The organism is Streptomyces sp. NPDC088246 (assembly GCF_044741025.1).
Lineage (GTDB): Bacteria > Actinomycetota > Actinomycetes > Streptomycetales > Streptomycetaceae > Streptomyces.
The window spans coordinates 16,496-39,430 of sequence record NZ_JBIURV010000035.1 but is presented as its reverse complement, the minus strand read 5'-3'; the positions used below and the strand labels follow the sequence as shown (position 1 = coordinate 39,430).

The 22,935-nt window shown below is 70.2% G+C and carries 17 protein-coding genes; 12 read left to right on the top strand and 5 right to left on the bottom strand.

Annotated features, from left to right (window positions below):
* Positions 1-265: 265 nt before the first annotated feature.
* Positions 266-2,365, top strand: coding sequence for an elongation factor G (gene fusA, locus ACIPEK_RS34700; protein WP_402004494.1), 2,100 nt, complete (start codon positions 266-268; stop codon positions 2,363-2,365).
* A 103-nt stretch (positions 2,366-2,468) separates the two neighbouring features.
* On the opposite strand, the gene ACIPEK_RS34695 is transcribed toward fusA, so the two are convergent.
* Positions 2,469-2,972 carry an NUDIX hydrolase gene (locus ACIPEK_RS34695; protein WP_402004491.1) on the bottom strand — a complete coding sequence of 168 codons (504 nt, stop codon included), beginning with the start codon at positions 2,970-2,972 and terminating at the stop codon, positions 2,469-2,471.
* A 56-nt stretch (positions 2,973-3,028) separates the two neighbouring features.
* Between ACIPEK_RS34695 and ACIPEK_RS34690 the strand changes: the two genes are divergently transcribed.
* The 11 genes from ACIPEK_RS34690 (at position 3,029) to ACIPEK_RS34640 (ending at position 17,429) form a co-directional block, all read left to right on the top strand.
* Positions 3,029-3,373, top strand: a complete 345-nt coding sequence (locus ACIPEK_RS34690) for a hypothetical protein (protein ID WP_402004488.1) — start codon at positions 3,029-3,031, stop codon at positions 3,371-3,373.
* Between the two features lie 13 nt (positions 3,374-3,386).
* Complete coding sequence (locus ACIPEK_RS34685) at positions 3,387-4,829, top strand: hypothetical protein (RefSeq protein ID WP_402004485.1); 1,443 nt, start codon at positions 3,387-3,389, stop codon at positions 4,827-4,829.
* A gap of 37 nt (positions 4,830-4,866) precedes the next feature.
* Positions 4,867-5,031: a hypothetical protein gene (locus tag ACIPEK_RS34680; protein ID WP_402004482.1), complete on the top strand. Its 165-nt coding sequence runs from the start codon at positions 4,867-4,869 to the stop codon at positions 5,029-5,031.
* Between the two features lie 434 nt (positions 5,032-5,465).
* Positions 5,466-6,878, top strand: coding sequence for a serine hydrolase domain-containing protein (locus ACIPEK_RS34675; protein ID WP_402004479.1), 1,413 nt, complete (start codon positions 5,466-5,468; stop codon positions 6,876-6,878).
* Entirely contained in the window at positions 6,875-7,912 is a 1,038-nt protein-coding gene (locus ACIPEK_RS34670; protein WP_402004476.1) for a dipeptidase, read from the top strand. The genes ACIPEK_RS34675 and ACIPEK_RS34670 overlap by 4 nt, the downstream gene beginning before the upstream one ends.
* Positions 7,913-8,032: 120 nt before the next feature.
* Positions 8,033-10,150, top strand: a complete 2,118-nt coding sequence (locus ACIPEK_RS34665; RefSeq protein WP_402004473.1) for a dipeptide ABC transporter ATP-binding protein — start codon at positions 8,033-8,035, stop codon at positions 10,148-10,150.
* Positions 10,151-10,217: 67 nt separating this feature from the next.
* Positions 10,218-11,168, top strand: coding sequence for an ABC transporter permease (locus ACIPEK_RS34660; protein WP_402004470.1), 951 nt, complete (start codon positions 10,218-10,220; stop codon positions 11,166-11,168).
* On the top strand, positions 11,165-12,100 hold the full coding sequence (locus tag ACIPEK_RS34655) for an ABC transporter permease (RefSeq protein WP_402004467.1): 936 nt from the start codon (positions 11,165-11,167) through the stop codon (positions 12,098-12,100). The genes ACIPEK_RS34660 and ACIPEK_RS34655 overlap by 4 nt, the downstream gene beginning before the upstream one ends.
* A 62-nt stretch (positions 12,101-12,162) precedes the next feature.
* Positions 12,163-14,025, top strand: coding sequence for an ABC transporter substrate-binding protein (locus tag ACIPEK_RS34650; RefSeq protein WP_402004464.1), 1,863 nt, complete (start codon positions 12,163-12,165; stop codon positions 14,023-14,025).
* Between the two features lie 30 nt (positions 14,026-14,055).
* Positions 14,056-15,342, top strand: a complete 1,287-nt coding sequence (locus ACIPEK_RS34645; RefSeq protein WP_402004461.1) for an erythromycin esterase family protein — start codon at positions 14,056-14,058, stop codon at positions 15,340-15,342.
* The gene (locus ACIPEK_RS34640; protein WP_402004458.1) at positions 15,339-17,429 is read left to right on the top strand and encodes a prolyl oligopeptidase family serine peptidase; all 2,091 of its coding nucleotides are present in this window, start codon (positions 15,339-15,341) and stop codon (positions 17,427-17,429) included. Before ACIPEK_RS34645 ends, ACIPEK_RS34640 begins: the two co-directional genes overlap by 4 nt.
* 22 nt (positions 17,430-17,451) lie before the next feature.
* On the opposite strand, the gene ACIPEK_RS34635 is transcribed toward ACIPEK_RS34640, so the two are convergent.
* The 4 genes from ACIPEK_RS34635 to ACIPEK_RS34620 all read right to left on the bottom strand — a co-directional run bounded on the left by ACIPEK_RS34635 (position 17,452) and on the right by ACIPEK_RS34620 (position 22,503).
* Positions 17,452-19,122, bottom strand: coding sequence for a PucR family transcriptional regulator (locus tag ACIPEK_RS34635; RefSeq protein WP_402004455.1), 1,671 nt, complete (start codon positions 19,120-19,122; stop codon positions 17,452-17,454).
* A gap of 111 nt (positions 19,123-19,233) precedes the next feature.
* On the bottom strand, positions 19,234-20,340 hold the full coding sequence (menC, locus tag ACIPEK_RS34630; protein ID WP_402004452.1) for an o-succinylbenzoate synthase: 1,107 nt from the start codon (positions 20,338-20,340) through the stop codon (positions 19,234-19,236).
* Positions 20,337-21,293 carry a GNAT family N-acetyltransferase gene (locus ACIPEK_RS34625; RefSeq protein WP_402004449.1) on the bottom strand — a complete coding sequence of 319 codons (957 nt, stop codon included), beginning with the start codon at positions 21,291-21,293 and terminating at the stop codon, positions 20,337-20,339. The genes menC and ACIPEK_RS34625 overlap by 4 nt, the downstream gene beginning before the upstream one ends.
* A 13-nt stretch (positions 21,294-21,306) precedes the next feature.
* A complete protein-coding gene (locus ACIPEK_RS34620) occupies positions 21,307-22,503 on the bottom strand; it encodes a M20 family metallopeptidase (protein WP_402004555.1) in 1,197 nt (398 codons plus the stop codon).
* Positions 22,504-22,935 lie beyond the last annotated feature (432 nt).

Below are 22,935 nucleotides of genomic sequence, written 5' to 3'. Positions count from 1 at the left end.
CGTGCGTTACCGCAGCGCTGTTGTTGTCCCCCGGTCGCGGTACGAGGTGATCCTGGTGTCCTCGTGTGCCCGGTGCCTGCTGCGCGGCCGGCACCGGATGACCGTGGCGAACAACTGACCCATTTCTTGAAGGTGTTCAGCATTCCAAGCGGCTGTGCACCGATGCGGTTCGCCGCATCAGGGGTTTCAGCGGGGCCTGACCACAGGCCGGTTCGTCCGGGAATTGCGCCGACCCGATCCGGATCACCCCGAAAGGCCATGGGCCGTGCGTACCGACCTGCACCGTCATCTCACCAGTCCGCTGAACGGCGTTCGTAATCTGGGCATCCTCGCCCACGTCGACGCCGGCAAGACCACCGTCACCGAACGGATCCTCTACCTCACCGGCACCACCCACAAGCGGGGCGAGGTCCATGACGGAACGACAGTCACCGACTTCGATTCCCAGGAACGCGACCGCGGGATCACCATCTTTGCAGCTGCGGTGAGTTGTGTCTGGGACGGCCACCGGATCAATCTGATCGACACCCCGGGCCATGTCGACTTCTCCGACGAGGTGGAGCGCTCGCTGCGGGTGCTCGACGGCGCGGTCGCGGTGTTCGATGCTGTCGCCGGGGTCGAGCCGCAGAGCGAGTCGGTGTGGCGGCAGGCCGACCGGCACGGGGTGCCACGAATCGCGTTCGTCAACAAGCTGGACCGTGCCGGAGCCGACCTCGACGTGGCGGTCGCGTCGATAGCCGCGCGGCTTCACACGGTCCCGCTGGTGGTACAGCTGCCGATCGGAAAGGAGGACGGGTTCACCGGGGTGGTGGATCTGCTGCGTATGCGGTCGCTGGTCTGGGCCGACGGCCGCGGCACGTTCGAGGAGGGCCGGGTGCCGGACGCCTTGCGGGAAGAGGCGCACCGGCGCCGCCGGGTGCTCGAGGAGACGGTGGCGGAACTCCATCCGGTCGCTTTGGAGGAGTTCTGTGCGGAGTCGACGGTCTCCGCACAGACTCTGTCCGCCGCACTGCGTGACCTGACCCGTACCGGTGAGGGCGTTGTGGTGTTGTGCGGTTCGGCCTACCGCAACCGAGGGATCGAACCGCTGCTGGAGGCCGTCGTGGCCTACCTGCCCTCACCGCTGGACGTGCCTGCGGTACGCGGCACCCTGGACGGCGCTGTGCAGGAGCGGTCCGCCGACCCGGCGGCACCGTTCGCCGCGCTGGTCTTCAAGGTGAACTCGACCGCCACGGGGCGGCTGACTTATCTGCGCGTGTATTCGGGAACGGTCCGGAAGGGGGACGCGGTGCTGGACGTGGGCGCGCGACGCAACGAGCGAATCGGCCGGATCCTGCGGGTGCAGGCCGGACAGCACTCGGACGTGGACCAGGCGGTGGCCGGGGACATCGTCGCGGTGATCGGACTGAAAGCCGCCCGTGCCGGGGCGACCCTGTGCACACCCGCGGCGCCATTGGTTCTCGAACCGCCCTCCGTTGCCGATCCGGTCGTCTCCGTGGCGGTCGAGGCCCGCAGACGCATCGACACCGAACGCTTGGTGTCGGCGCTGGCGCGATTGGTCGAGGAGGATCCTTCGCTGGCGGTCCGGACCGACCCCGAGACCGGTCAGACGGTGCTGTCCGGAATGGGGGAACTGCATCTGGAGGTCGCGGTGGAGAAGATCCGTCGTGCTCACGGGCTGGAGGTCGGCGTCGGCAGGCCGCAGGTGGCCTACCGGGAGACGGTCGTGCGAGGGGTGTCGGGACTGGTGTACCGGCACGTCAAGCAGGACGGGGGTGCCGGCCAGTTCGCTCATGTCGTCCTCGATGTGGAGCCACTGGAAGCCGCCCGTGACAACGGCGGTGGCGATGCTGTGGACTTCGCGTTCCGGTCGACCGTCGTCGGTGGCCGGGTGCCGCAGGAGTACGTCCGGGCGGTGGAGGCCGGCTGCCGGGATGCCCTGGCGGAGGGCCCCCTCGGCGGACACCCGGTGACCGGGCTGCGGGTCACGCTGTCCGACGGGGCCACCCACTCCAAGGACTCCTCGGAGATGGCGTTCCGGACGGCCGGCCGGCTCGCGCTCCGTGAGTCGCTGCGCAACAGCGTGATGGTGCTGCTGGAACCGGTGGTGGAGGTCACGGTCACCGTGCCCGATGACGCCGTGGGCGGGGTGCTCGGTGACCTGGCGGCACGGCGCGGCCGGGTCACGGGCTCGACCGCGCGGGCCGGCACATCGGTGATCAGCGCGACCGTGCCGCTGGCCGAGCTGTTCGGCTATGCGACCCGGCTGCGCAGCCGGACCCAGGGCCGGGGGACGTTCACCACCCGGGCCACCGGTTACGCCCCGGCGCCGGACGCGGTGCCTCGCGGGACACCGGACCGGTAGAACCGGGGATGGCCCTGGTTCTTGGCCGGCTCACGAAGTCTCCTTTGTGGTTGACCAGGGTCTCTGCGTGGAGGACATGTCCTCCACGCAGCTCCGGCCCGCGTCAGGAAATCTCCGGGCGATCTTGCACAACTCGCGCGATCAGGTCGTGGATCAAGAATTCTCCGGGCTCACGATTCTCTCTGAGGCGAGCGAGGTTGTCAGGGCCGAACCAGCCGTAGGCAGAATGCTTGGACCATTCCAGGGCGGGGTGGTCCAAGTCGCCGTCGACCTCGACGAGATAGTCGGCCTCGTGACGGAGTCCAGCTCCGTCGTCCCCGGTCCAGGTGCTGGTGCCCAGAAATCGGCACACGTGGCGAAGGCGCCATCCCGTCTCTTCCTCGACCTCTCGCGCGAGAGCGTCCAGGAGGGTTTCGTCCGCCTCGACATGGCCGCCCACGATGTCCCACGTGTCGGGGAAGAGGTGGCGGTCCGGGCTTCGTTTCTGGGCGAAGGCTTCGCCGTCCTGGTTGAGGATGACCGCTCCGACGGTCCAGACCGCTCCGGGTACAGAAACGGGCACCTCGACGTCGTGGTTCACGGTGAATGGCCGGTTGTCTGTTGGCATGCCTGACAGCGTAGGCCGGGCAGCGGGGTGGGGAGGAAGACCGGTGAGGTGCCGACGTGATCGCGACGGTGTCGCCGTCGATGTTGACGAGGCGCCGGGTGTCGGCCCGGCGTTCAGCCGGGACGGGCGACGACGGCCCAGGCGAGACGGCGCTGTCCGGCGAGCCGGACGGTGGCTCGTCCGAGTGCAGCCAAGACCGCGTCGGCGTCGAGGCCGGATTCGAGGTTCGTGACGCCGGCCGACCCGCAAGCGCCCGTCCACCGGCCGGCGCAAGGCCCCTGAACCTGTGCGAAGTCACGACGTCGCCGACCGGAAAGTTCAACTGCGCTTGGCGTTCCCATGGCCCGGCCGACGCCGGTCTGCTGCACCCTCGTCAAGGCTTCATGCGTAGGAAGACCTGAAAGGAACTCAATGATGAACGACACTCGCGTGTCACGGCCCGGTACCGCCTCGGCCGGACTGGGGAGCGGCGCGGCAGCGGTCCTCCTTGCCGTATCGGCAGTCGGGCTGTTCACACCTCCGGCCGCGGCAACAGACGTACGGAAGGCGGACACACCCACCGTCACCGTGAAGCGCGGCAAGCCCGCACGGACCCTGCCCTTCGCCGCAAATCGGGCGGGGGAGGCTGTGGTATCGCTGAACTCCCGAGCGTCCGGGGTCTCCTGGGGGATCAAGGGCAGCGAGTCCGCGGTCGTATCGGCATACGTCGACGGGCGCTACGCGACCGACATCGTGATCCCCTCGGATCAGCCGATCACCCGCAGCTTCACCCTGGGCCACCTCAAGAAGGGGCCGCACAAGCTGCGGTTCCGCTTCGCCGACGACCGTTCTCCGCAGGGAGCGAGCAGCGCGCAGCTCGACGACGTCTCGGTCCGGATGTACGGGGAGGAGAGCGATGAGGCACTCGTGCTGAAGAACGCACCCGTACTCTATGGCCGGAACCTGCCGGATCTGGGTGATCGGTTCCAGAGCAGCACGACCGACACCCCGGTCTTCGCCTATCACGAGATCTCCCCGGCGCAGACCGCCGGCCACAAGGTGATCCAGTACACAGTGATCTGGAGCAACGAGGACGGCGGCACCAACTCGCCTGCGCTGATGGCACGCTGGGGCCGGACCACCGACATCGAGTGGGCCTATCGCGTCGAAGTCGACGCCGAGGGCAAGACGGTCCCCGGCACGGGCGTCTACCAGGCGCCCAACCACCAAACGCTGAAATTCGCCGGCGCGTACGAGAACAGCCGCCCGCTGCTGGAGACCTGCACTTCCAACAACAACCTGTGCGACAAGGTCGACGACCCCATGCGGTTCTCCCTCGCACCGATCGAGTCGCTGCCCGCGGGTCGGACGCGGGAGCACATCATGGACACGAATCCGTGGCTCTACCCCATCATGGGGCAGGAGATGACACGTGAGGGCCAGATCGAATCCCCCTCGGACCCGGAGACTCCGGCCCTCGGCGATCAGCGCACCTACCTGTACCTCGCGGTGTCCCACACGACCTCGCCGTCGGACCAGGCCGGTAACGTGGGCCTGTCCATCGGGGTGCGGCTGAAGGGGAGCGACAAGCTGTACACGTCCAACCACGACGTCGCCTCGTGGTCCCTCACCCGCAATGGCGCGGCGGCGACCACGATCGAGCTGCCGGTGGGGACGAAGCCGTCGGACGTCGCGGAGGTCGTCGGGCTGCGTACGCCCGTCCAGGAGACCGGCGCGTCCGTGACGGTCACACGGATCACACGGGCGTTCTTCCTCCAGCAGGACTATCTGCCCGGCACCTCCTTCATCGACTGGACGGGCGAGAGGACACTTACGCAGTCGGCTCCGCAGGCGGCTCTGTGGACGGCGGGCAACTGACCTGGGGGCGGCGCGACGGGCATGCGCCGATCGGGGCGTGACGCAGGCACGCGCCGTGCGCCTGCTCGTACGTACGCACTCGGACCGGGTCGCGCAGCACGGCCGTGAGCAGCGCGGCCTGCCGGTGGACGGCGGGCCGCTCTTCCTCGCAGGTCCTGCGCTTCGGGCCCAGAGGCAGGCACGGACGGGGCGGCGGGCGTGACGGCCCGCCGTCATCAGGCGGCGGAAGCGGGAGGGCCCTGCGTTCGGACGCGTGCGGGTGCCGTGCGTGTATACCCGGGCACAGTCGGCAACCGGTCCCTGCAGTCCCCATCAGACGCCTCATACCCTCCCAGCTCGCTGAAGCTGTCGCCTGTCTCGTCGGCGGGGGGTGGCGCGCAGGGTTTGACGCACCTCCTTGTAGCCGGGGCCGGCGGCACGGTCGTGCTGTTCGTGCGGATCGCTTCGCCGCGGGCTGAGACGCGGGAGGGCCTGAGAGGCCGCGTCGTCACAAGCCTGCTCCCCCATCCGTCGAAGCGGCGAGCCGCCCGGTTCGGCCAGTCGCACCAATGCCCGGGCCGCATGTGGTGGGAGTGGACGAAGAGGGCGGTTTCCGCAGGTCCTAAGCTCCTGCGCAGTCGAGCAGGGAGGGATGCCGTGCAGAAGCTGGACGGGTCGGATCAGCTGAACAAACTGGAGGAGGTCGGTGCCTGGTTGCGCCGCCGGTTGCCGGATCTGCTCGCCGAGAGCCAGGTGCCCGGGGCAGCCGTGGCGGTCCGAGCCGGAGATGAATGGGTCGAATCCGCGGCCGGTGTGCTGAGCACGGCCACAGGGGTCGACGCCACGGTGGACTCTCTCTTCCAGATCGGGTCGATCACCAAGGTGATGACCGCGACGCTGGTCATGCAGTTGGCCGACGAGGGACGACTGGATCTGGACGCTCCCGTACGGGCCGTCCTGCCGGAGTTCCGGATCGCCGACGAGGAAGCGGCGCGAGGGATCACCACGCGGCATCTGCTGAGTCACGTCGCGGGTTTCGAGGGGGACATCTTCACCGACACCGGCAAGGGTGACGACTGCCTGGAGAAGTACCTGGGCGTCCTGCGGGACGTGCCGCAGCTCTTCGAGCCGGGCGCGATGTTCTCGTACAACAACGCCGGGTACTGCGTGCTCGGGCGGATCGTCGAGGTGCTGCGCGAGGAGCCGTTCGACGTCTGCGCCCGGCGGCACCTGTTCACTCCGCTGGGTATGAGTCACACCGCGAGTGACCCCTACGAGGCGATCGTCCACCGCACGGCAGTGGGTCACATCGAGACGGTGCCGGGGGCGCCGCTCGAGCCGACGCCGGTGTGGGCCCTGGCACGCTCGAACGCACCGGCCGGATCGATGCTGGCGATGCGTGCGCGCGATCTGCTGGCCTTCGCCCGGATGCACCTCGCCGGAGGCCGGGGCCCCGACGGGGTGACCGTGCTCGGCCCGGAGACCGTCCAGGCCATGCAGCGGCCGCAGGTCACGCTGCCCGACATCGACCAGGGCGCCGCCTGGGGGCTCGGCTGGGAGCTCTTCGACCTGTCGGGCGGCACGGTCATCGGACACGACGGGAACACCATCGGTCAGTCGGCGTTCCTGCGCCTGGTGCCGGAGCGGGATGTCGCGGTGGCGATCGTCACCAACGGCGGCCTGTCGCGGCGCGTGTACACGGAGATCGCGGGCCGGGTCCTCGGTGAACTCGCCGGGGTCGCTCTGCCCGCCTCTCCGGTGCCGGACATGGGCGCTCCCGTTACGGAGACGTCCCGGTACGTCGGTACGTACACGTCCAGCACCGCCGAGACCACGGTGAGCCGGGACACCGCCGGGCGGCTGTGGCTGGAGCGCACTCCCCGGGGAGCCGTCGCCGAACTGGACGAGGCGCCGTACCGCACGGAGCTGGTCGGCAGGCGCGGTGACACCTTGATCCCGGTCGAGCCGGAGCGCGGGGTCCACGCGCCGCTCGCCTTCCTCGGCGACGACGGGCAGGGACACGCGCTGTATCTGCACACCGGCCGGGCCGAGCGGCGGGCACAGCGATGAACGAGATGCACCGACGCGCGATCGTGGCAGACCTGCACAACGACCTGCTGTGTGCGGTGGTCGCCCGGCCGGTGGACCACTGGGCGGAGTTCTTCCGGGAGCGCTGGCTGCCGCAGTTGCTCGCCGGCGGGGTGAACCTTCAGGCGCTGCCGGTGTTCGTCGAAGATCCGTACCGGCCGGAGGGGGCGCTTCGCCGCACGCTGCGCATGATCGAGGCGGCGCACCGGCTCGCGGCCGGCAACGCCGATGCCGTCACGCTGTGCACGGACGGCGCCCAGATCGACCGGACGCTGGCTGAGGGCCGGATCGCCCTGGTGCTGGCACTGGAGAGCGCACCCGGCGTGGGCGAGGACGTGGAGCTGCTGGAGACCCTGTTCCGGCTGGGGGTCAGGATCGCGTCCCTGGCCCACTTCGGTCGCACCTCCCTGGCCGACGGCAGCGGCGAGGACGCGACGGGCGGCCGGCTGACCCGCTCCGGGGTCGCGGCGCTGGCCGAGATGGAGCGCCTCGGCATGCTCTACGACATCAGTCATCTCGGCGCGTCCGGGGTCGAGCACGTCCTGGAGCTGTCCTCACGGCCGTTGATCGCCACGCACTCCAGCGCACGGGCGCTCTTCGACCACCACCGCAACCTTGACGACGAGCAGATCCGGGGCGTCGCCGCGGGCGGCGGAGTGGTGTGCGTGAACTTCTTCGCCCCGTACCTGCACGAGAGCGACTACTCGATCGGCCGGCTGATCGACCACATCGAGCACATTGCCGGGGTGGCCGGCGTCGAGCACGTCGGGCTGGGTCCCGACTTCATCAAGGAAGTACTTGCCGACACCACTCCCCCGTGCTGCGAGCCGGCCTTCGTCGAGGGAGTGCCGGCCGACGCCTATCTGCCCGGGCTTGCGGGTCCGGCCGGGCTGCCGCTGGTCACCGATGCGCTGCAACAGCGGGGGTGGCCGGAGCGCGACATCGTCGCGGTCCTGGGGGAGAACGTACGGCGCCTGCTGCGGAACGAACTGGGCCGGCCCGCGTCCGCCGGCTGAGCGCCGTGCGCGGCAGGAGATTCCCTTCGTGCGATCGGAACGACGCACACCTGAATGTTCAGTGAACCCGACGAACGGCGCCTGAAGTACGTGTCTCAAAATCGTCGGATGGTCGAGGAGATGGAGAGCCATATCGTGCGCGCGAGCGATGGTTTTGAGAACGCACGTGAGCCCGCGGACGGCAGCCGGGTGCTGACGATCCGCAATCTGTCGGTCGAGATCCGCCGGGGCGACCGGATCGTTCACCCGGTCTCGGGCGTCAGTCTGGCGCTCGATCGCGGGGAGACCCTGGGGATCGTCGGGGAGACCGGATCCGGCAAGTCCATGACCGGCCTGGCCGTGATGGGCATGCTGCCGGCCGGTGGCCGGGTGACCGGCGGCTCGATCGACTTCGGCGGTACGGAGCTCGTCGGACTCCCCGCGGACCGGTACCGGGCCCTACGCGGCAACGACATCGCGATGGTGTTCCAGGATTCGATGACGGCCTTGAACCCCACCCGCCGCATCGGCGAACAGGTCGCCGAACCGGTGCGGTTGCACCAGGGCGCGTCGAAGCAGGCCGCGCGCGCACGTGCCGCGGAGCTGCTCGACCTGGTCGGGATACCGAAGCCCCTCGAGCGGTTGGACGACTATCCGCACCAGCTCTCGGGCGGCATGCGGCAACGCGTGATGATCGCGATGGCCCTGGCGTGCGAGCCGCGGGTCGTCATCGCGGACGAGCCGACCACCGCGCTCGACGTCTCCATCCAGGCGGAGATCCTCGATCTCCTGGACGACCTCAGGACCCGGCTGGGCATGTCGATGATCCTCATCACCCACGACATGGGAGTGATCGCCCGGCACGCCGACCGGGTGGGCGTGATGTACGCCGGGCGCGTGGCCGAGACCGGGCCGACACCAGCTCTTTTCAGCCATACCCGGCACCGCTACACCCATGCGCTGCTGTCCTCGATCCCCTCGCTCACCCAGGACCGGCGCGAGCAGCTCTTCAGCATTCCCGGCACACCGCCGGATCTGGCCACCTCCCCCGCGGGCTGTCCTTTCGCGCCGCGCTGTGCGGCCGCGACGGACCGCTGCCACGAGGAGCGGCCGCCGCTCTCGGTGGCGGAGGACGGGCACACCCACGCGTGCTGGCACCCGGTCGCCGCGGCAGCAGTCCGTACCGGCTCAGGAGCATCGGCCGTCGCACGGCCCGCCGTCTCCCCCGAGGCCCCTGCCGCACGCGAGACGACGCCGCGGCTGCGGATCGTCGATCTCAGACTTGAGTACCCGGTGGGCGGACGGGGCCTCCTCGGGCGGCGCCGCACGGTCAAGGCGGTCTCCGGAGTGAGCTTCGACGTGGCGCCCGGTGAGACGTTCGGCCTGGTCGGGGAGTCAGGGTGCGGCAAGTCCTCGCTGGGCCGCATGCTCGTGGCCCTGAACCGGCCCACGTCGGGCGAGGTGATCTTCGACGGCGCGTCGGTGACCGGTATGAGTGCCCGCGAACTCGCGCCGCGCCGGGCCCAGTTGCAGATGATGTTCCAGGACTCGAACTCGTCTCTCGACCCCCGCATGCGCATCGGCGCGATCCTGCGCGAGCCCCTCGCGATCCAGGGCATCGGCAGCCGCGCCGCCCGGACCGCCCGGGCCCGCGAGCTCCTTGGGGACGTGGGGCTGCCGTCGGGCGTCCTGGAGCGCTACCCCCACGAACTCTCCGGGGGACAGCGCCAACGGGTGGGGCTGGCCCGCGCGCTGGCCCTGGACCCGAAGGTGCTGGTCGCCGACGAGCCGGTCAGCGCGCTGGACGTCTCCATCCGTTCCCAGGTCCTCAATCTGATGCACCGCGTCCAACGTGAACGCGAACTGAGCAGTGTCGTGATCTCCCACGATCTCGCGGTCGTGCGGTACCTGGCCGACCGCGTCGGAGTCATGTACCTGGGCAAGTTGATGGAGACCGGCACCACCGAGGAGGTGTACGGGTCCACGGCGCACCCGTACACCGCGGGGCTGCTCGCGGCGGTTCCCGAGGCGGACCCCGCCGCGCCGCGCTCCCGGTCGGGCACGCGCGTGCGCGGCGAACTGCCCAGTCCCATCGATCCGCCCAGCGGCTGCCGGTTCCGCACCCGATGTCCACTGGCGACCGAGGTGTGCGCGGCGACGGAGCCCGCCCTCGCGACCCTCACCGGCACGCACAAGGTCGCCTGCCACCACCCCCTGCACTCGCCGGCCGCACAGCCCGAGGAGCTCTCCGCACGATGAACCGTCACTCACCACTCCCCTGCACATCAGGGACCCCACGGATCTCCCGGAGAGGAAATGGTCACGCATGAGCTGGTACGTGGTCCGACGGCTGGCGATCTCCTTCGTCGTCGTGCTGGGCATCTCCGCGGTGGTGTTCTTCCTGCTGCACGTGGTCTCGGACGACCCGGGCCGCGTGGTCCTGGGACAGCGCGCATCCCCCCAGGCCGTGGACGACTTCAACCGGGAGCACGGGTTCGACCGGCCGCTCGTCGTGCAGTACCTCAGCTATCTGGGCCAGCTCGCCCACGGTGACCTGGGCAGGTCCTACAAGCTCAACGAGAACGTGGGGGCGGTACTGCAGCAGAACGCCGGCCGCAGCGCGATGCTGTCGCTCGCCGGCCTGGTCCTCGCGCTGCTGATCGCCGTCCCGCTCGGCATCCTCCAGGCGGTCCGCCGCAACAGTCTCGTCGACCGCGCCACCACGGCGGCCTCCTATGTGCTCTACGCGACTCCGTCGTTCCTGCTGGGCCTGATCCTGATCGCTGTGTTCAGCCAGTCCCTGCCGTTCTTCCCTGCCGAGGCGTCCCAGTCGCACTCCTCGTGGGTGGTCCTCACCGATCCCCGCGCCATGGCCCTGCCCGTCATCACGCTCGCTGTCACCAGCGTCGCGATCTTCTCCCAGTACCAGCGCTCGTCGGCTCTCGACCAGCTCGGCCAGGACTACATCCGGGTCGCCCGGGCCAAAGGGCTCCCGGAGCGGAGCGTCCTGACGCGCCACCTGCTGCGCAACGCCTGTCTGCCGCTGATCACGCTGGTCGGCACGCTCATCCCCAGCCTCCTGGCAGGCAACCTGATCGTCGAGTCGCTCTTCAACTACCCCGGCCTCGGCCTGCTGTTCCTCAACAGCCTGCAGCACGAGGACTACCCGGTGCTCCTCGCCTACACCCTGATCGGCGGCGTCCTCACCGTGGCCGGCAACTTCGTCGCCGACATCGCGGTCGCCGCCGCCGACAGCCGAATCGAGTTGAACAAATGACCTCACGACACACAGACACAGCGGGGGCCCTGGAGGCGGGCGCCACGGCGCCGTCAGCAGCCGACCCGGTCGAACCGACCAACGTGCGCGAGCGGTTCACTCCGAAGCCGGTGCTGCGCGCACTGCGGCACCACCCGCTGGGCCTCGCCGGCGGGCTGCTTCTGATACTCGTCGTCGGGTTCTGTTTCCTCGGCCCCCTGCTCTACCGGACCAACCAGACCGACGTGGATCTGGTGAACGCGGCTCTGCCGCCCAGCACCGAGCATCCGCTCGGGACGGACCTCAACGGGTTCGACGTGCTCGGCCGCCTCATGGCCGGCGGCAGGGTGTCCTTGCAGATCGGGCTGCTCGCCGCGCTGTTCGCCACCACGATCGGTACGGTCTACGGCGCCGTCGCCGGACTCGCCGGCGGGGTCGTCGACGGGTTCCTGATGCGGGTGGTCGACACCCTGCTGTCGGTCCCCTTCCTCTTCTTCGTCCTGATCCTCTCGGTGCGCTTCCACCCGAACGCCGTGTCGCTGAGCCTGGTCATCGGCGGGTTCTCCTGGCTGGTCTCCGCCCGGCTCGTCCGCGGCGAGGTCCTGACCCTGCGGGTAAGGGAGTTCGTGCTGGCGGCCCGGGTGATGGGGGCCTCCCGCCCACGGCTCATCCTCACCCACCTGATTCCGAACGCGCTCAGCGTGATCATCGTCGTCATCACCTTCCAGGTGGCCGACGCGATCCTCGTCGTCGCCGCTCTGGGCTTCCTGGGCTTCGGCCTGACATACCCGACCGCGGACTGGGGCAGCCAGCTTGCCAACGGCGCAACGTTCATCTCCGCCGACTACTGGTGGCTGGTGTATCCCGTCGGCATCTGCGTCATCGTCACGGTGCTGGGGCTCAACCTGCTGGCGGACGCCCTCCGCGACGCGGTCGGTCACCGGGCCGGCTGAGGCCGCTCGCGACAACCGTCGCCTCTTCACCCTCTTCCACCACACCTCGCAGGGAGCCATCCATGACACATGTGCCCGGCAAGGCGCGAGGACGCCGCTTCGCGGTGCTCGCCGCCGTGCTCGCCGTACTGGCCACGGCGTGCACCGGCGGCGGCGACCTGGCCAAGGAGCTGCAGGGCGGTTACAAGACCCTGCCGAAGGAGTCCGGGAAGCCCAAGGACGGCGGCACGGCCACGGTCGCGCTGACTCCAGGACTCAGCCCCAACTACATCTATCCGTATCCGCCGGCGTCCGCCAACGGCACCGTCATCGCCCGGGGGCTCCTGTGGCGCTCCCTCTACCGCCCCAGTGGTGAGGGCGACCAGATCGCGGACGCCGCACTGAGCCTGGCCGAGGCGCCCCGCTACAGCACCGACCGCAGGACCGTGAGCATCAGGATGAAGCGCTACTCATGGTCCAACGGCAGACCGGTCACCGCCGACGACGTCGTCTTCTCCCTGGCCCTGCTGAAGGCCGCGCTCAAGGAGAGCCCGGCCAACTGGAGCTTCTACACCCCGGGGCAGTTTCCCGACGGCATCACCGCGAAGGCCACCGCGTCGGACGAGCTCACCCTCAGGTCCACGAACGCGTACAACCCGTCCTACCTGATGTCGATGCTGACCCTGCTGTACGTGATGCCCTCCAAGGAGTGGAACATCGCCCGCGCCTCGGGGCCGCACCTGGACTACACGCAGCCGAAGAACGCCAAGGCCATCTACACCTACCTCACCAAGCAGTCGGAGTCCCAGGCCACATTCGCCGACAACCCGCTCTGGCAGGTGGTCAACGGCCCGTACCGTCTCAAGAGCTTCGACCCCACGACCGGCTCGTTCTCCCTGGTCCCCAACACGTCCTACAGCGGCCCGGGCGGCTCACGGCTCGACCGGGTCGACTTCAAGTCGTTCACCTCCGCCCCAGCGGTCCTCAACCAGTTCAAGGCCGGCAACCTGACCGTCGGAACGCTGGACTCCAGCTTCATCATGCAGATCGACGCGCTGAAGAAGAAGGGCTACCACGTCTACGGCGCCCCGGCGCCCGCCCGGTTCGACCCGCTGGTCCTGAACTTCGAGGACACCACCCACCACTTCGACAAGGTGATCGCGCAGCCGTACGTCCGCCAGGCCCTGCAACACCTGATCGACCAGCAGGGCTACATCAGAAGCCGGGGCGTGTACAACGGTGCCGCCTCCCCCAACTACACCACTGCGGGCAGCGACTCCCCATACCCGCCCGCGTTCGGTGACAAGGCGCCCTACCCGTACGACCCGGCCGCCGCCAAGAACCTGCTCACCGACCACGGCTGGAAGGTCGAGCCGGGCGGCGCCACCACCTGCCAACGCCCGGGCACCGGGGCCGGCGAGTGCGGGGCGGGCATCCCGCGCGGGCAGACGGTCGACTTCTCCCTCGCCTCCGCGAACACCCCGGCGTACGTCGGCGCCCGGGACACCGCCTTCGCATCGGAGGCCAAGAAGCTGGGCCTCAAGGTCACGCTCGTGAGCAAGTCGCTCAACTACCTGTACACCAACTACGGCAACTCCTTCGCGCCCGCCAACAAGAACAAGTGGGCGGCACAGGACTACGGACCGCTGTACCTGGCGGCCGGATACCCGAGCAGCAATACCGTGTTCAACACGGGAGGCAGCTTCAATCTCGGCGGGTACCGCGACGCAGAGGCAAACAAGCTGATCGACGCGTCGACGTTCGGAGCGGATTCCAAGGCCCTGTCGGCCGAGGTGACCCACCTCGGCAAGGAGCTGCCGGTGCTCTACTTCCCGACTCCGCACACCCTTGTCGTGTGGAAGAACAGCCTCTCCGGGCCGCCGTCGTCGTTCAGCTCGCTGCTCAGCTTCCTGTATACGCCGGAACTCTGGTACTTCCACAACTGAATGCCGCGCGCGGGAAGGTGGTGAGCCGTCATGGATACGTTCCACGACACGTCTGCGGACATGGCTGCGCTGCGTCGACTGATCGGCGGAGCACGGGTGGTGGCGCTCGGCGAGGGCGCGCACAACATCACGGAGTTCTACGGGCTCAGGGACCTGCTGTTCCGGTTCCTGGTCCGGGAGTGCGGGTTCACCGGGCTGGTCCTGGAGTCCGGTTTCGCCGAGGGGCTGGCCGTCGACGAGTGGATCGGCGGCGGGCCGGGACGGGTCGAGACCGTCGCCCGGGACGGCGTCACCTACCGCTTCGGCGAGTGCGAGCCGATGCGGAGGCAACTGCGCTGGATGCGTCGGCGCAACTCCGGCGGGTCGGCGAAGGTCGCCTTCTACGGAATGGACCTGCCCGGCTCGTCCACCTCCCCCGGCCCGGCGGTCCGTGCCTGCCTCGACCGGCTGCCCGCACGCCCGGGCGACGAGGAGTTGCTGCGACTGAGCGATCTGGGCGACCGGTCGCAGGCGGCGGTCCGTTACGCGGCGATGTCCTCCTCGGACCGTGCCCGGCTGCTCGACGGCCTTCGCGGACTGGACGAGCGCGCACTCCGCTCCCGCCGGCACAGCGGCCCGGACGACGAGGACGCCGAGATCGCCCTGCGGTGCGCGGCCTCGCTCGAAGCCTTCGTCGCCGAGGCCGACGAGAACGGGACCTCCGCGGAGGGTCCCTATCCGCGGGAGGCGTTCATGGCGCGCAGCGTGGAGTGGATCCTGCGCCGGGAACGGCGCATCGTGGTGAGCGCCCACAACGCACACGTCCGCCGTACACCGCTGCACGGTCGGCCGACCCTGGGCGGTCTGCTCTCCTCGGAGCTGGGAGCGGACCTCGTCGTCATCGGGATGACGTACGGCTCCGGGCCCGAAGTCACCTTCACCCAGCGGTCGTCGCGTCCGTTCGACTGCGACGTCACGCTCGGTGCGCGGACCCTGACGCCGGAGTCCGTCGAATCGCGGCTCGACCGTCTCGGCCCGGAGGTGACCCTCCTCGATCCGCGCCGCGCGCCCGCCGGGTTCTTCGACGGCGTCGAGGGGACGCTCGCCGGTGGGGAGCTCGACCCCGTCGACGACTTCCCGGCTGCCTACGACGCACTGCTCCACGTCCGGCAGGTGAACCGGATCCCCGGGGCGTTCGAGCGGCTGCGTGCCGAGTTCGCCGCGGCCGCGCGAGCGGGCTTCGAGGCGGCCCCGGATGCGGATGCACCAGCAGATCAGTCCATGCGTCCCGGAGACCTCGACGGTCTCCGGGACACCGAGGAGTCGGAGTCACAGTGAACAGCAGCCCTCCGCCGTATCCGCCCGCGCGGACCGTCGACGCCTTCGAGGACGTCGCGGGCGTCCGGGTGCCGGACCCGTACCGGTGGCTGGAGCCGGAGACCGACGAGGTACAGCGGTGGCAGCGCCGACAGGCCGAACTCGCCACTTCGATCGCCTACGACGGGCAGGACCCTGCGGCCGTAAGGAAGCTGATCGAGACCTACGATGCCGGGTCCCGCCCGGCACTGCCGAGGTTCGCGGCGGGCCGCTGGTTCCGCGCCGTGAACGCACCCGGTGCGGCGGCGCCCAGCGTGGTCGTCGCCGACCGGCCGTTCGGCGCGGGCCGACCGGTGGTCGACCTGACCGCGTTCGGCGACGGGCAGAACCCCGCGTTCCTGTCGTGGCTCGCGCCGTCGCCGAACGGTCGCGTACTGGCCCTCGGCGTCTGCACCGACGGCAGCGAGCACAACACGGTCCGGCTCATCGAGGTGGACTCGGGGCGCGTACTGGACGGCGCGCCGCGGCAGGTCCTGCACAGCGCGTGGGCCGGTGGCGTGTCGTGGCTGCCCGACAGCAGCGGCTTCTTCTTCCTCGCCCTGACCGGTTCGCCGCATGAGTTCCGGCAGGCCGTGTACCGTCACCGGCTCGCCACGCGGGACAGCGCGGGCAGCACCGTGGTGGAACCGATCCCGGTCGGTGAGGGCTCCCAGGAGTACACACTCGTGCAGTTCTCGGCCGACGGCCGCTGGGCCGTCGCAAGTCACCGGGTGGGCAGTCCTGTTCCGGTCGCCGTACGCGATCTGTCCCGGCCCGCCACCCCCTGGCGTCCCTTCGTCACCGACTGCGCCGGGACCGTCGCCGGACACATCGTCGGCGACCGCTACATCGCGGTGACCGATGTAGCGGCACCACGCGGGCGCGTGGTTGCGCTCCCGCTGGACGCCGCCGGACCCGACGACCCTGCCTCGTGGACGGAGTTGGTACCACAGGGCGAGACGGTGCTGCGGTCCTTGTCTCCGGTCGGTGACCATCTGTACCTCAGTGAGTTCGACCAGACGTGCGCCCGGGTACGGATCCTCGACCGCTCCGGCGCCGTCACCGGGGAGGTTCCGCTGCCCGGGCAGGGGGCGCTCTCCGCGCCGTTCTTCGCCCTGACCGGCCTGGCCGTGGGCTCTCCCCCGGACGACTTCGTCTTCGCCTTCTCCACCCTGACCAGCTCCTGGGGCGTCTATCGGCACCGTCCGGGAGAGGCGGACGTCGAGACGCTGTCGGCCCCGGCGGTCACCCTCGACGCCGACGTGACGTTCGAGCGGGCCGTCGCACTCGACGGCGTGGAGATCCCTTACCACGTGGTGCGACCGGCGGGCAGCGACCCGACGCAGCCCGCGCCCACGCTGATCTCCGCGTACGGAGCGGCGAACGTGCCTCTGCTGCCGCAGTACCAGCCCGAGATGGCCGCCTTCGTCGCGGCCGGCGGCGTGCTCGTACAGGCGCATCTGCGCGGGGGCGGCGAGTTCGGCCGCGACTGGTACCTGGCCGCGCACCGGGAACGCAAGCACGTGCGCGACCGCGACCTCGTCGCCGTCGCCGAGCACCTCATCGCCACAGGGCTCACCACACCCGAGCGGCTCGCGCTGACCGGTGGCTCCGACGGCGGTCTCATGTGCGGGGTCGCCCTCACGACGCGCCCCGAGCTGTGGTGTGCCGTGCTGCCGATGGCGCCGCTCCTCGACCTCATCGGGGGCACCCGCGATCCCTATCTGGACTTCGTCATCCGCAAGGCGTGGGCGGATCCGGACGATCCTGCGGAAGTACGGCGGCTGCTGCGGCTCTCGCCCTACCAGTTGGCCGGGCCCGGCGTCTTCCCGGCGGTCTATCTTCAGGCCGGGGCGACCGATCCGCGGTGTCCTCCCTGGCATGCGCGCAAGTTCGCCGCCCGCCTGCAGGCGGCACAGGAAGGGGACGCGCCGATCCTCCTGCACGTCTTCGACAACGCCGGGCATGGCGCGGCGACGTCGTACGAGGTCGCGACCGCACAGGACGCCGAGTGGCTGGCCTTTCTGATCAGGACACTCGGTCTGGGCCGTCAGGAAGCTTCCGGATGAGCGGGCGGGACGGCCTGTCCGCTCATCCGCCGTCCGGGGCGGACCTGAGCGACATCAGGTGCAGCTGCAGCATGGCCGAGAGACGTGCGGACGGATCACCGAGGTCGATCCGGCCGACCTCCGCCGCGCGCCGAAGCCGGTAGCGGAACGTGTTGGGGTGCACGAACATCGAGGCGGCGGCCGTAGCGACATCGCCGAAGGCGTCGAGCCAACTCCGCAGCGTCTCAGCCAGGTTGGTCTCGTGGATCTCGTCGTAGGCGATGACGCGTGCGACGACGCCGCTGGGCAGGTCCCCGCGCGGGACGAGGTCGGCGAGCTCCAGCAGCAGTGCCTCGACGTGGACGTCGTCCAGGCGGGCGACCGGCTGCCCGGCGGTTCCCGACCGCAGGACGCGCGACGCCCGTTCGGCTCCGGTACGCGACCGGGCCAGCGCCGCACTGTCCTCGGCGTACGGCCCTACGCCGATCACGGGGCGCAGCCGGGAGCCCACGCGGGCCAGGAACTCGGTGGCGATGCGGGCCGCCCGTTCCTCGGCATCGTGCCGGTTCTGCGGAAGAAGGGGCAGGATGCCGTACGCGATGTCACCGATCAGCGCCGCGGTGGCGCGCGGGTGCACCGCGGCCAGATGCATGGCAAACGCGTCAGTGAGGCGTTTGCGTTCGGTGGCGGTACGGGCGGGCAGCCGGTGTTCATTCGCCGCGTCGACGACGGTGAGTGCGAGAACGACGGCGGGCTCGTCCTTCAGGCCGAGGCGGCGGATCGCCTCGGGTGATCCAGCGCCGCTCTCCAGTGCGGTGGCCAGCAGCTCCGCGCGCTGCCGCCTTTCCATGTCCGCGTCCGCGCGCTGCCACACCATGTGCATCGCGACCAGCTTGGACGCCTCGTAGAGCGCTTCGCTGCGGTCCTCGCTCAGCGGCTCGGCGACGACCACCCAGATCGCGCCGAGGATCTCGTCCCCGGCGCGCACGGCGATCGCCGCACGCGGCAGTTCGGGCGGCTGTGTCGTGTCGGCCGACTCGGGGAGAGACGCGACGAAGACGGGGCGGTCGCTGCGGTAGATCGCCTGGAACACCCCGCGTTCCTCAAGGATGCGCGTGTAGTGCTCGGGGACCTGCCGGCCCAGGATCGTCTGGACCCGTGAGGTGTCGATGTCCTCCTGCCGGCTGGAGAAAGCCAGCAGGCGCGAGTTGCGGTCCTCGATGGTGACGGGCGCGTCCAGCAGCGCGGCAATCGCGTTGGCGACCGCGAAGAGGTCGCCGGACTCGATCCGGCCGGCCGTGTGACCATCCATGGCATGCCGGTTGCTGTCGGTCGTCAGCGTCCGGAGCATCGCCGCCAGGTGCGTCCAGGAGGCGCCGCGGGCGAAGGAGAGCACGGCCACGCCCGACGCCTCGGCCGCGTCGATCAGCGCCTCGTCGGCGGTGAGGGGCGCGCGTACCACCAGGGCGGCGGCGCCGCGCTGCCCGAGGCGGGTGACGACTCGGGCGATGTCGGAGAGGTCGTGCAGGGCTACGCCCAGTACCAGTGCGTTGTCCGGGAGTTCCGGCTCGTCGAGTGGGTCGTGGATGACGACGCCGCCGATGCCGTCGGCGCGTTCTACGTCACCGCAGACCACATCGAGCAGGGTGGAACCGAGTTCCTCCAGGACACGCGCGAGGCTCGCTCGCGGAAGGCTGGTCACGGGAATGAGCACGGGGCCGAAACTAGCCCGGCCCACCGGCATCGGAGTTGGTCGCGCATGACGTAATGATGCCAGCCCGTTCGTCCACACGGACGAACGGGCCGGCGCGGTGCGGTGCGGGCCTCAGGGGACGGGCACCCAGGTCGTCGAGTCCGTCACCTCGTCCAGCACCTCCGGGACGGGGGTGACGCCGAGGCCCGGCCCGGTCGGCACGGCGAGGTGTCCGTCCACGAGGTGGAACGGCGCGGTGATGTCGGTCCGGTAGTAGCGGTCGGAGGCCGAGGTGTCGCCGGGCAGCACGAACCCGGGCAGTGCGGCAAGCGCCACGTTGGCGGCGCGGCCCAGTCCCGTCTCGAGCATGCCGCCGCACCAGACGGGGATGCCGTGCGCCGCGCAGACGTCGTGGATCCGCCGCGCCTCCAGATAGCCGCCGACGCGGCCCGGCTTGATGTTGACCACGTGGCAGGCGCCGAGCGCGAGCGCGTCGGCGGCGGCGCGGGCGGAGACGATCGACTCGTCGAGGCAGATCGGGGTGGTGATGCGCTTCGCGAGTTGCGCGTGGCCGAGGAGGTCGTCCTCCGCGAGAGGCTGCTCCAGCATCAGGAGGGCGAACGGGTCGAGCCGGGCCAGATGGCGGACGTCGCCGCGGTGATAGGCGGCGTTGGCGTCCACCTGCAGCAGGATGTCGCCGAACCGTTCGCGGACGGCGCGCACGGGCTCGATGTCCCAGCCGGGTTCGATCTTCAGCTTGATCCGCAGATAGCCGGCGTCCAGATATCCGGCGACGGCGTCGAGGAGCGCGGGGATCGACTCCGTGATCCCCACCGACACCCCGCACGGCACTCTGTCGCGGACCGCGCCGAGGGCGTGTGCGAGGGGCACTCCCCGGGCCCGGAGGTCCGCGTCCAGCACCGCCGTCTCCAGGGCGGCCTTGGCCATGCGGTGCCCCTTGAACGCGGCCAGAGCCGGGGCGACCCGGTGGGCGTCGAGGTCGGCCACCCCGACGAGCGCCGGGACCAGGAAGCGGCGGAGGACGTCCGCGGCGGCGTGCGTGTACTGCGACGAGTACTGAGGAGCGGTGCCCGCGCCGCACTCGCCCCAACCCTCGGCCTCGTCGGTGACGACGCGCACCAGGAGGGCCTCCCGCACGGTCTCGGTGCCGAACGAGGTACGGAACGGGGATACGAGGGGTGCCTTGATGGTGCGCAGTTCGACTCCGGTGACCTTCACGCTGTCTCCTGTGGCGCTTCGTTGTGGTGTGTTCCGTGCCGGCGCGTGCCGCCGGCGACCTGCGTCGGGCTTCCGCGGTCCACGACGTACCAGCCCGCCGGGTCGAAGCCGCGCACCCGCGCGCCGTCGGCGAGCAGTCCGCCCAGCACGTCCCGTACCGCCGTGCGCCAGCTCACGGCGCACGCCGGGTCGCTCTCGCGCAGTGCCTCGATGTCTTCGGGTACGGCCACCAGTACGGTGCGTGCGTTGCCGCCGGTGCGCCCCACCGACGGCGCGCCCGTGGCGGAGACTCCGAGGGCGACGGTCGCTCCGCGCGACCGGGCGACTTCCGCGTCGGCCCGTCTGGGCCGCCCGGCGCAGACCGACTCGGCCTCCGGGGACGCCAGACGCCACCGCACCAGAATCCGGTCGCTGTCGTCGCTGCGGTTGATCCCGTCGTCGATGGGGCCGTAGAAGTCCGGCAGGTACTCGGCAGGCTCGGCAGCCAGCTTGGCGATGTTGAAGTACGCGTTGCGGCGCACCAAGGGGTCGTACGTCCAGCAGATCTCGCCCACACCCCGCGCCAGCGTCCAGGCCCGCTGGTGCAGTTTCAGGGCGAATCCGACGTTGCGCCGCCGCACGTGGGGCAGCACCCCTGCGATGTGGCTGTGCAGGGTCGCGCGCGCCGGGGGGGAGAAGAACCCGAAGCAGGAGCCGACCAGTTCGTCCCCCACAAAGGCGCCGCTGACGTAACTGCCCGCCTTCGCCAGCGCACGCAGCAGGTCGGCGGTCACCACCGGACTGTTCTCGCCGGTGCGCCAGATCTGCTCGTACAGGCGCCGAACGGCCTCAAGCTCACTGACACTGTCCAGGGAACGGACGTCGATGCCCGCGACGCGCGCGGCGGTCTCGGCCGCGGCGTACGCCGCGTCGACGGGCGGGGATTCGGTGCGGTCGCGCAGGAGATCGGTCACGCAGGTCATGGTTTCAACCCCGATCTTCGCGCAGCTGGTTCGAGGGCACAGGATGCGGGCTTCCGCTTCGTCCGGGCGGACAGCCGTCCTGCGGTGCCAGGAGGTCGGCCACCAACGCGGTGAGCAGTCGGGTCCGCCGCGGCAGCTCCGCGACGAGCAGATGTTCGTCGTCGGCATGCGCGCCGCCGCCCACCGCTCCCAGGCCGTCGAGGGTGGGGGTGCCGACTCCCGCGGCGAGATTTCCGTCGGAGGCGCCGCCGACGGCCACCTGCGTGAGCGGGCCGAGCCCGAGGTCCGTCGCGAGCCGGCGCGCCCGCGCAAAAAGATCCTTCGATGCGGTGGCCTGCAAGGGCGGCCGGTTCGGACCACCTGTGACCTCCACGGCTGCGCCGGCCAGCCGGGCCCGCAGGTCGCGCATCGCTCGGTCCACACGGTGCTGCTCTGCCACGTCCCGTGTGCGGACATCGACGTCGAAGCGTGCCGAGGCGGGGACGGTGTTGCTCGTGGTGCCCGCCTCCAGGCGGGTCGGCGTGACAGTCGTACCGTGTGCCGCATCGCCCAGTGCGGCCACGGCCAGGATCTGGTGGGCGGCCTCGATCGTCGCGTTCACGCCACGCTCCGGCTCAAGGCCGGAGTGGGCGGCACGTCCTCGAACCAGCACCTCGTAGCGCGACACCCCTTTGCGTTCCGTCTTCAGGGCCCCACCCGGTCCTGCGGCCTCCAGTACGAGCGCGGCAGCATGGGAGCGGGCCTCGCCCTCGATGAGCTCCCGGGACGAGGGCGAACCCGGCTCCTCGTCACCGGTGATGAGGAGGGTGACACCGTCCAACGGATGCGCGGCCCCGGGGCCGGACACACTCGTCCGTGCCCCCGTGCCGATCAGGTCCGCCAAGGCGTGGAACGCCATCACCAGGCCGGCCTTCATGTCGAAGCAACCGGGTCCGCGCAGCACTCCGTCGCGAACCTCGAACGGATGGCTCTTCAACGACCCGACCGGCCACACCGTGTCGTGATGCCCGATGAGCAGCACGCGCGGGGTCCGGCCGAAGCGCCACCGCACATGCGTGCATCCGTCGATGACTACCCGCTCCGCCTCGGCCCCGAGGTGACCGGCGCCGATCCGGGCCACCAGCTCGGCGCTGCGGGCGACCGCGGCCAGGTCGTCCGAGGGGGACTCGCAGCGCACCAGCCGCTCGACGTCTGCGATCATCGCGGCCGCACGCTCTCGTTCCCGGCTCTCGGGCCGGGCACCGTCCTCCTGCCCAGTGGTTCGATTCACCACGGCGCGGTGTTCTGTCACGGCGGACACCTCCAGTCGACGCATCTGCCCAGCATCGTGAGCTGCGCCGCGGTGGGATCTGTCCGGTCGGCCAATATCGATGTGCTCGATTGGGGTGGGGCGATGAACCGGGCCTCCAGTGCAGTGACCCGGCTCAGGCCGTACCGCCCATTGCCGCGGGGACGGCAAACCATCTGACCCGCGATCCAAGGTCCTGACGGCCCATCAAAACGAGCGTCAAGATGCCTCGTCAGTTCGCGGCGCACTGACTGAATTCCAGGCGTAGCCGGAACCGTCCGGCGCATCGGGTCACGTGTCCCGCGGTGTGCGAATGAGTGTGTCGAGGCGCTGCCATGCCGGGGA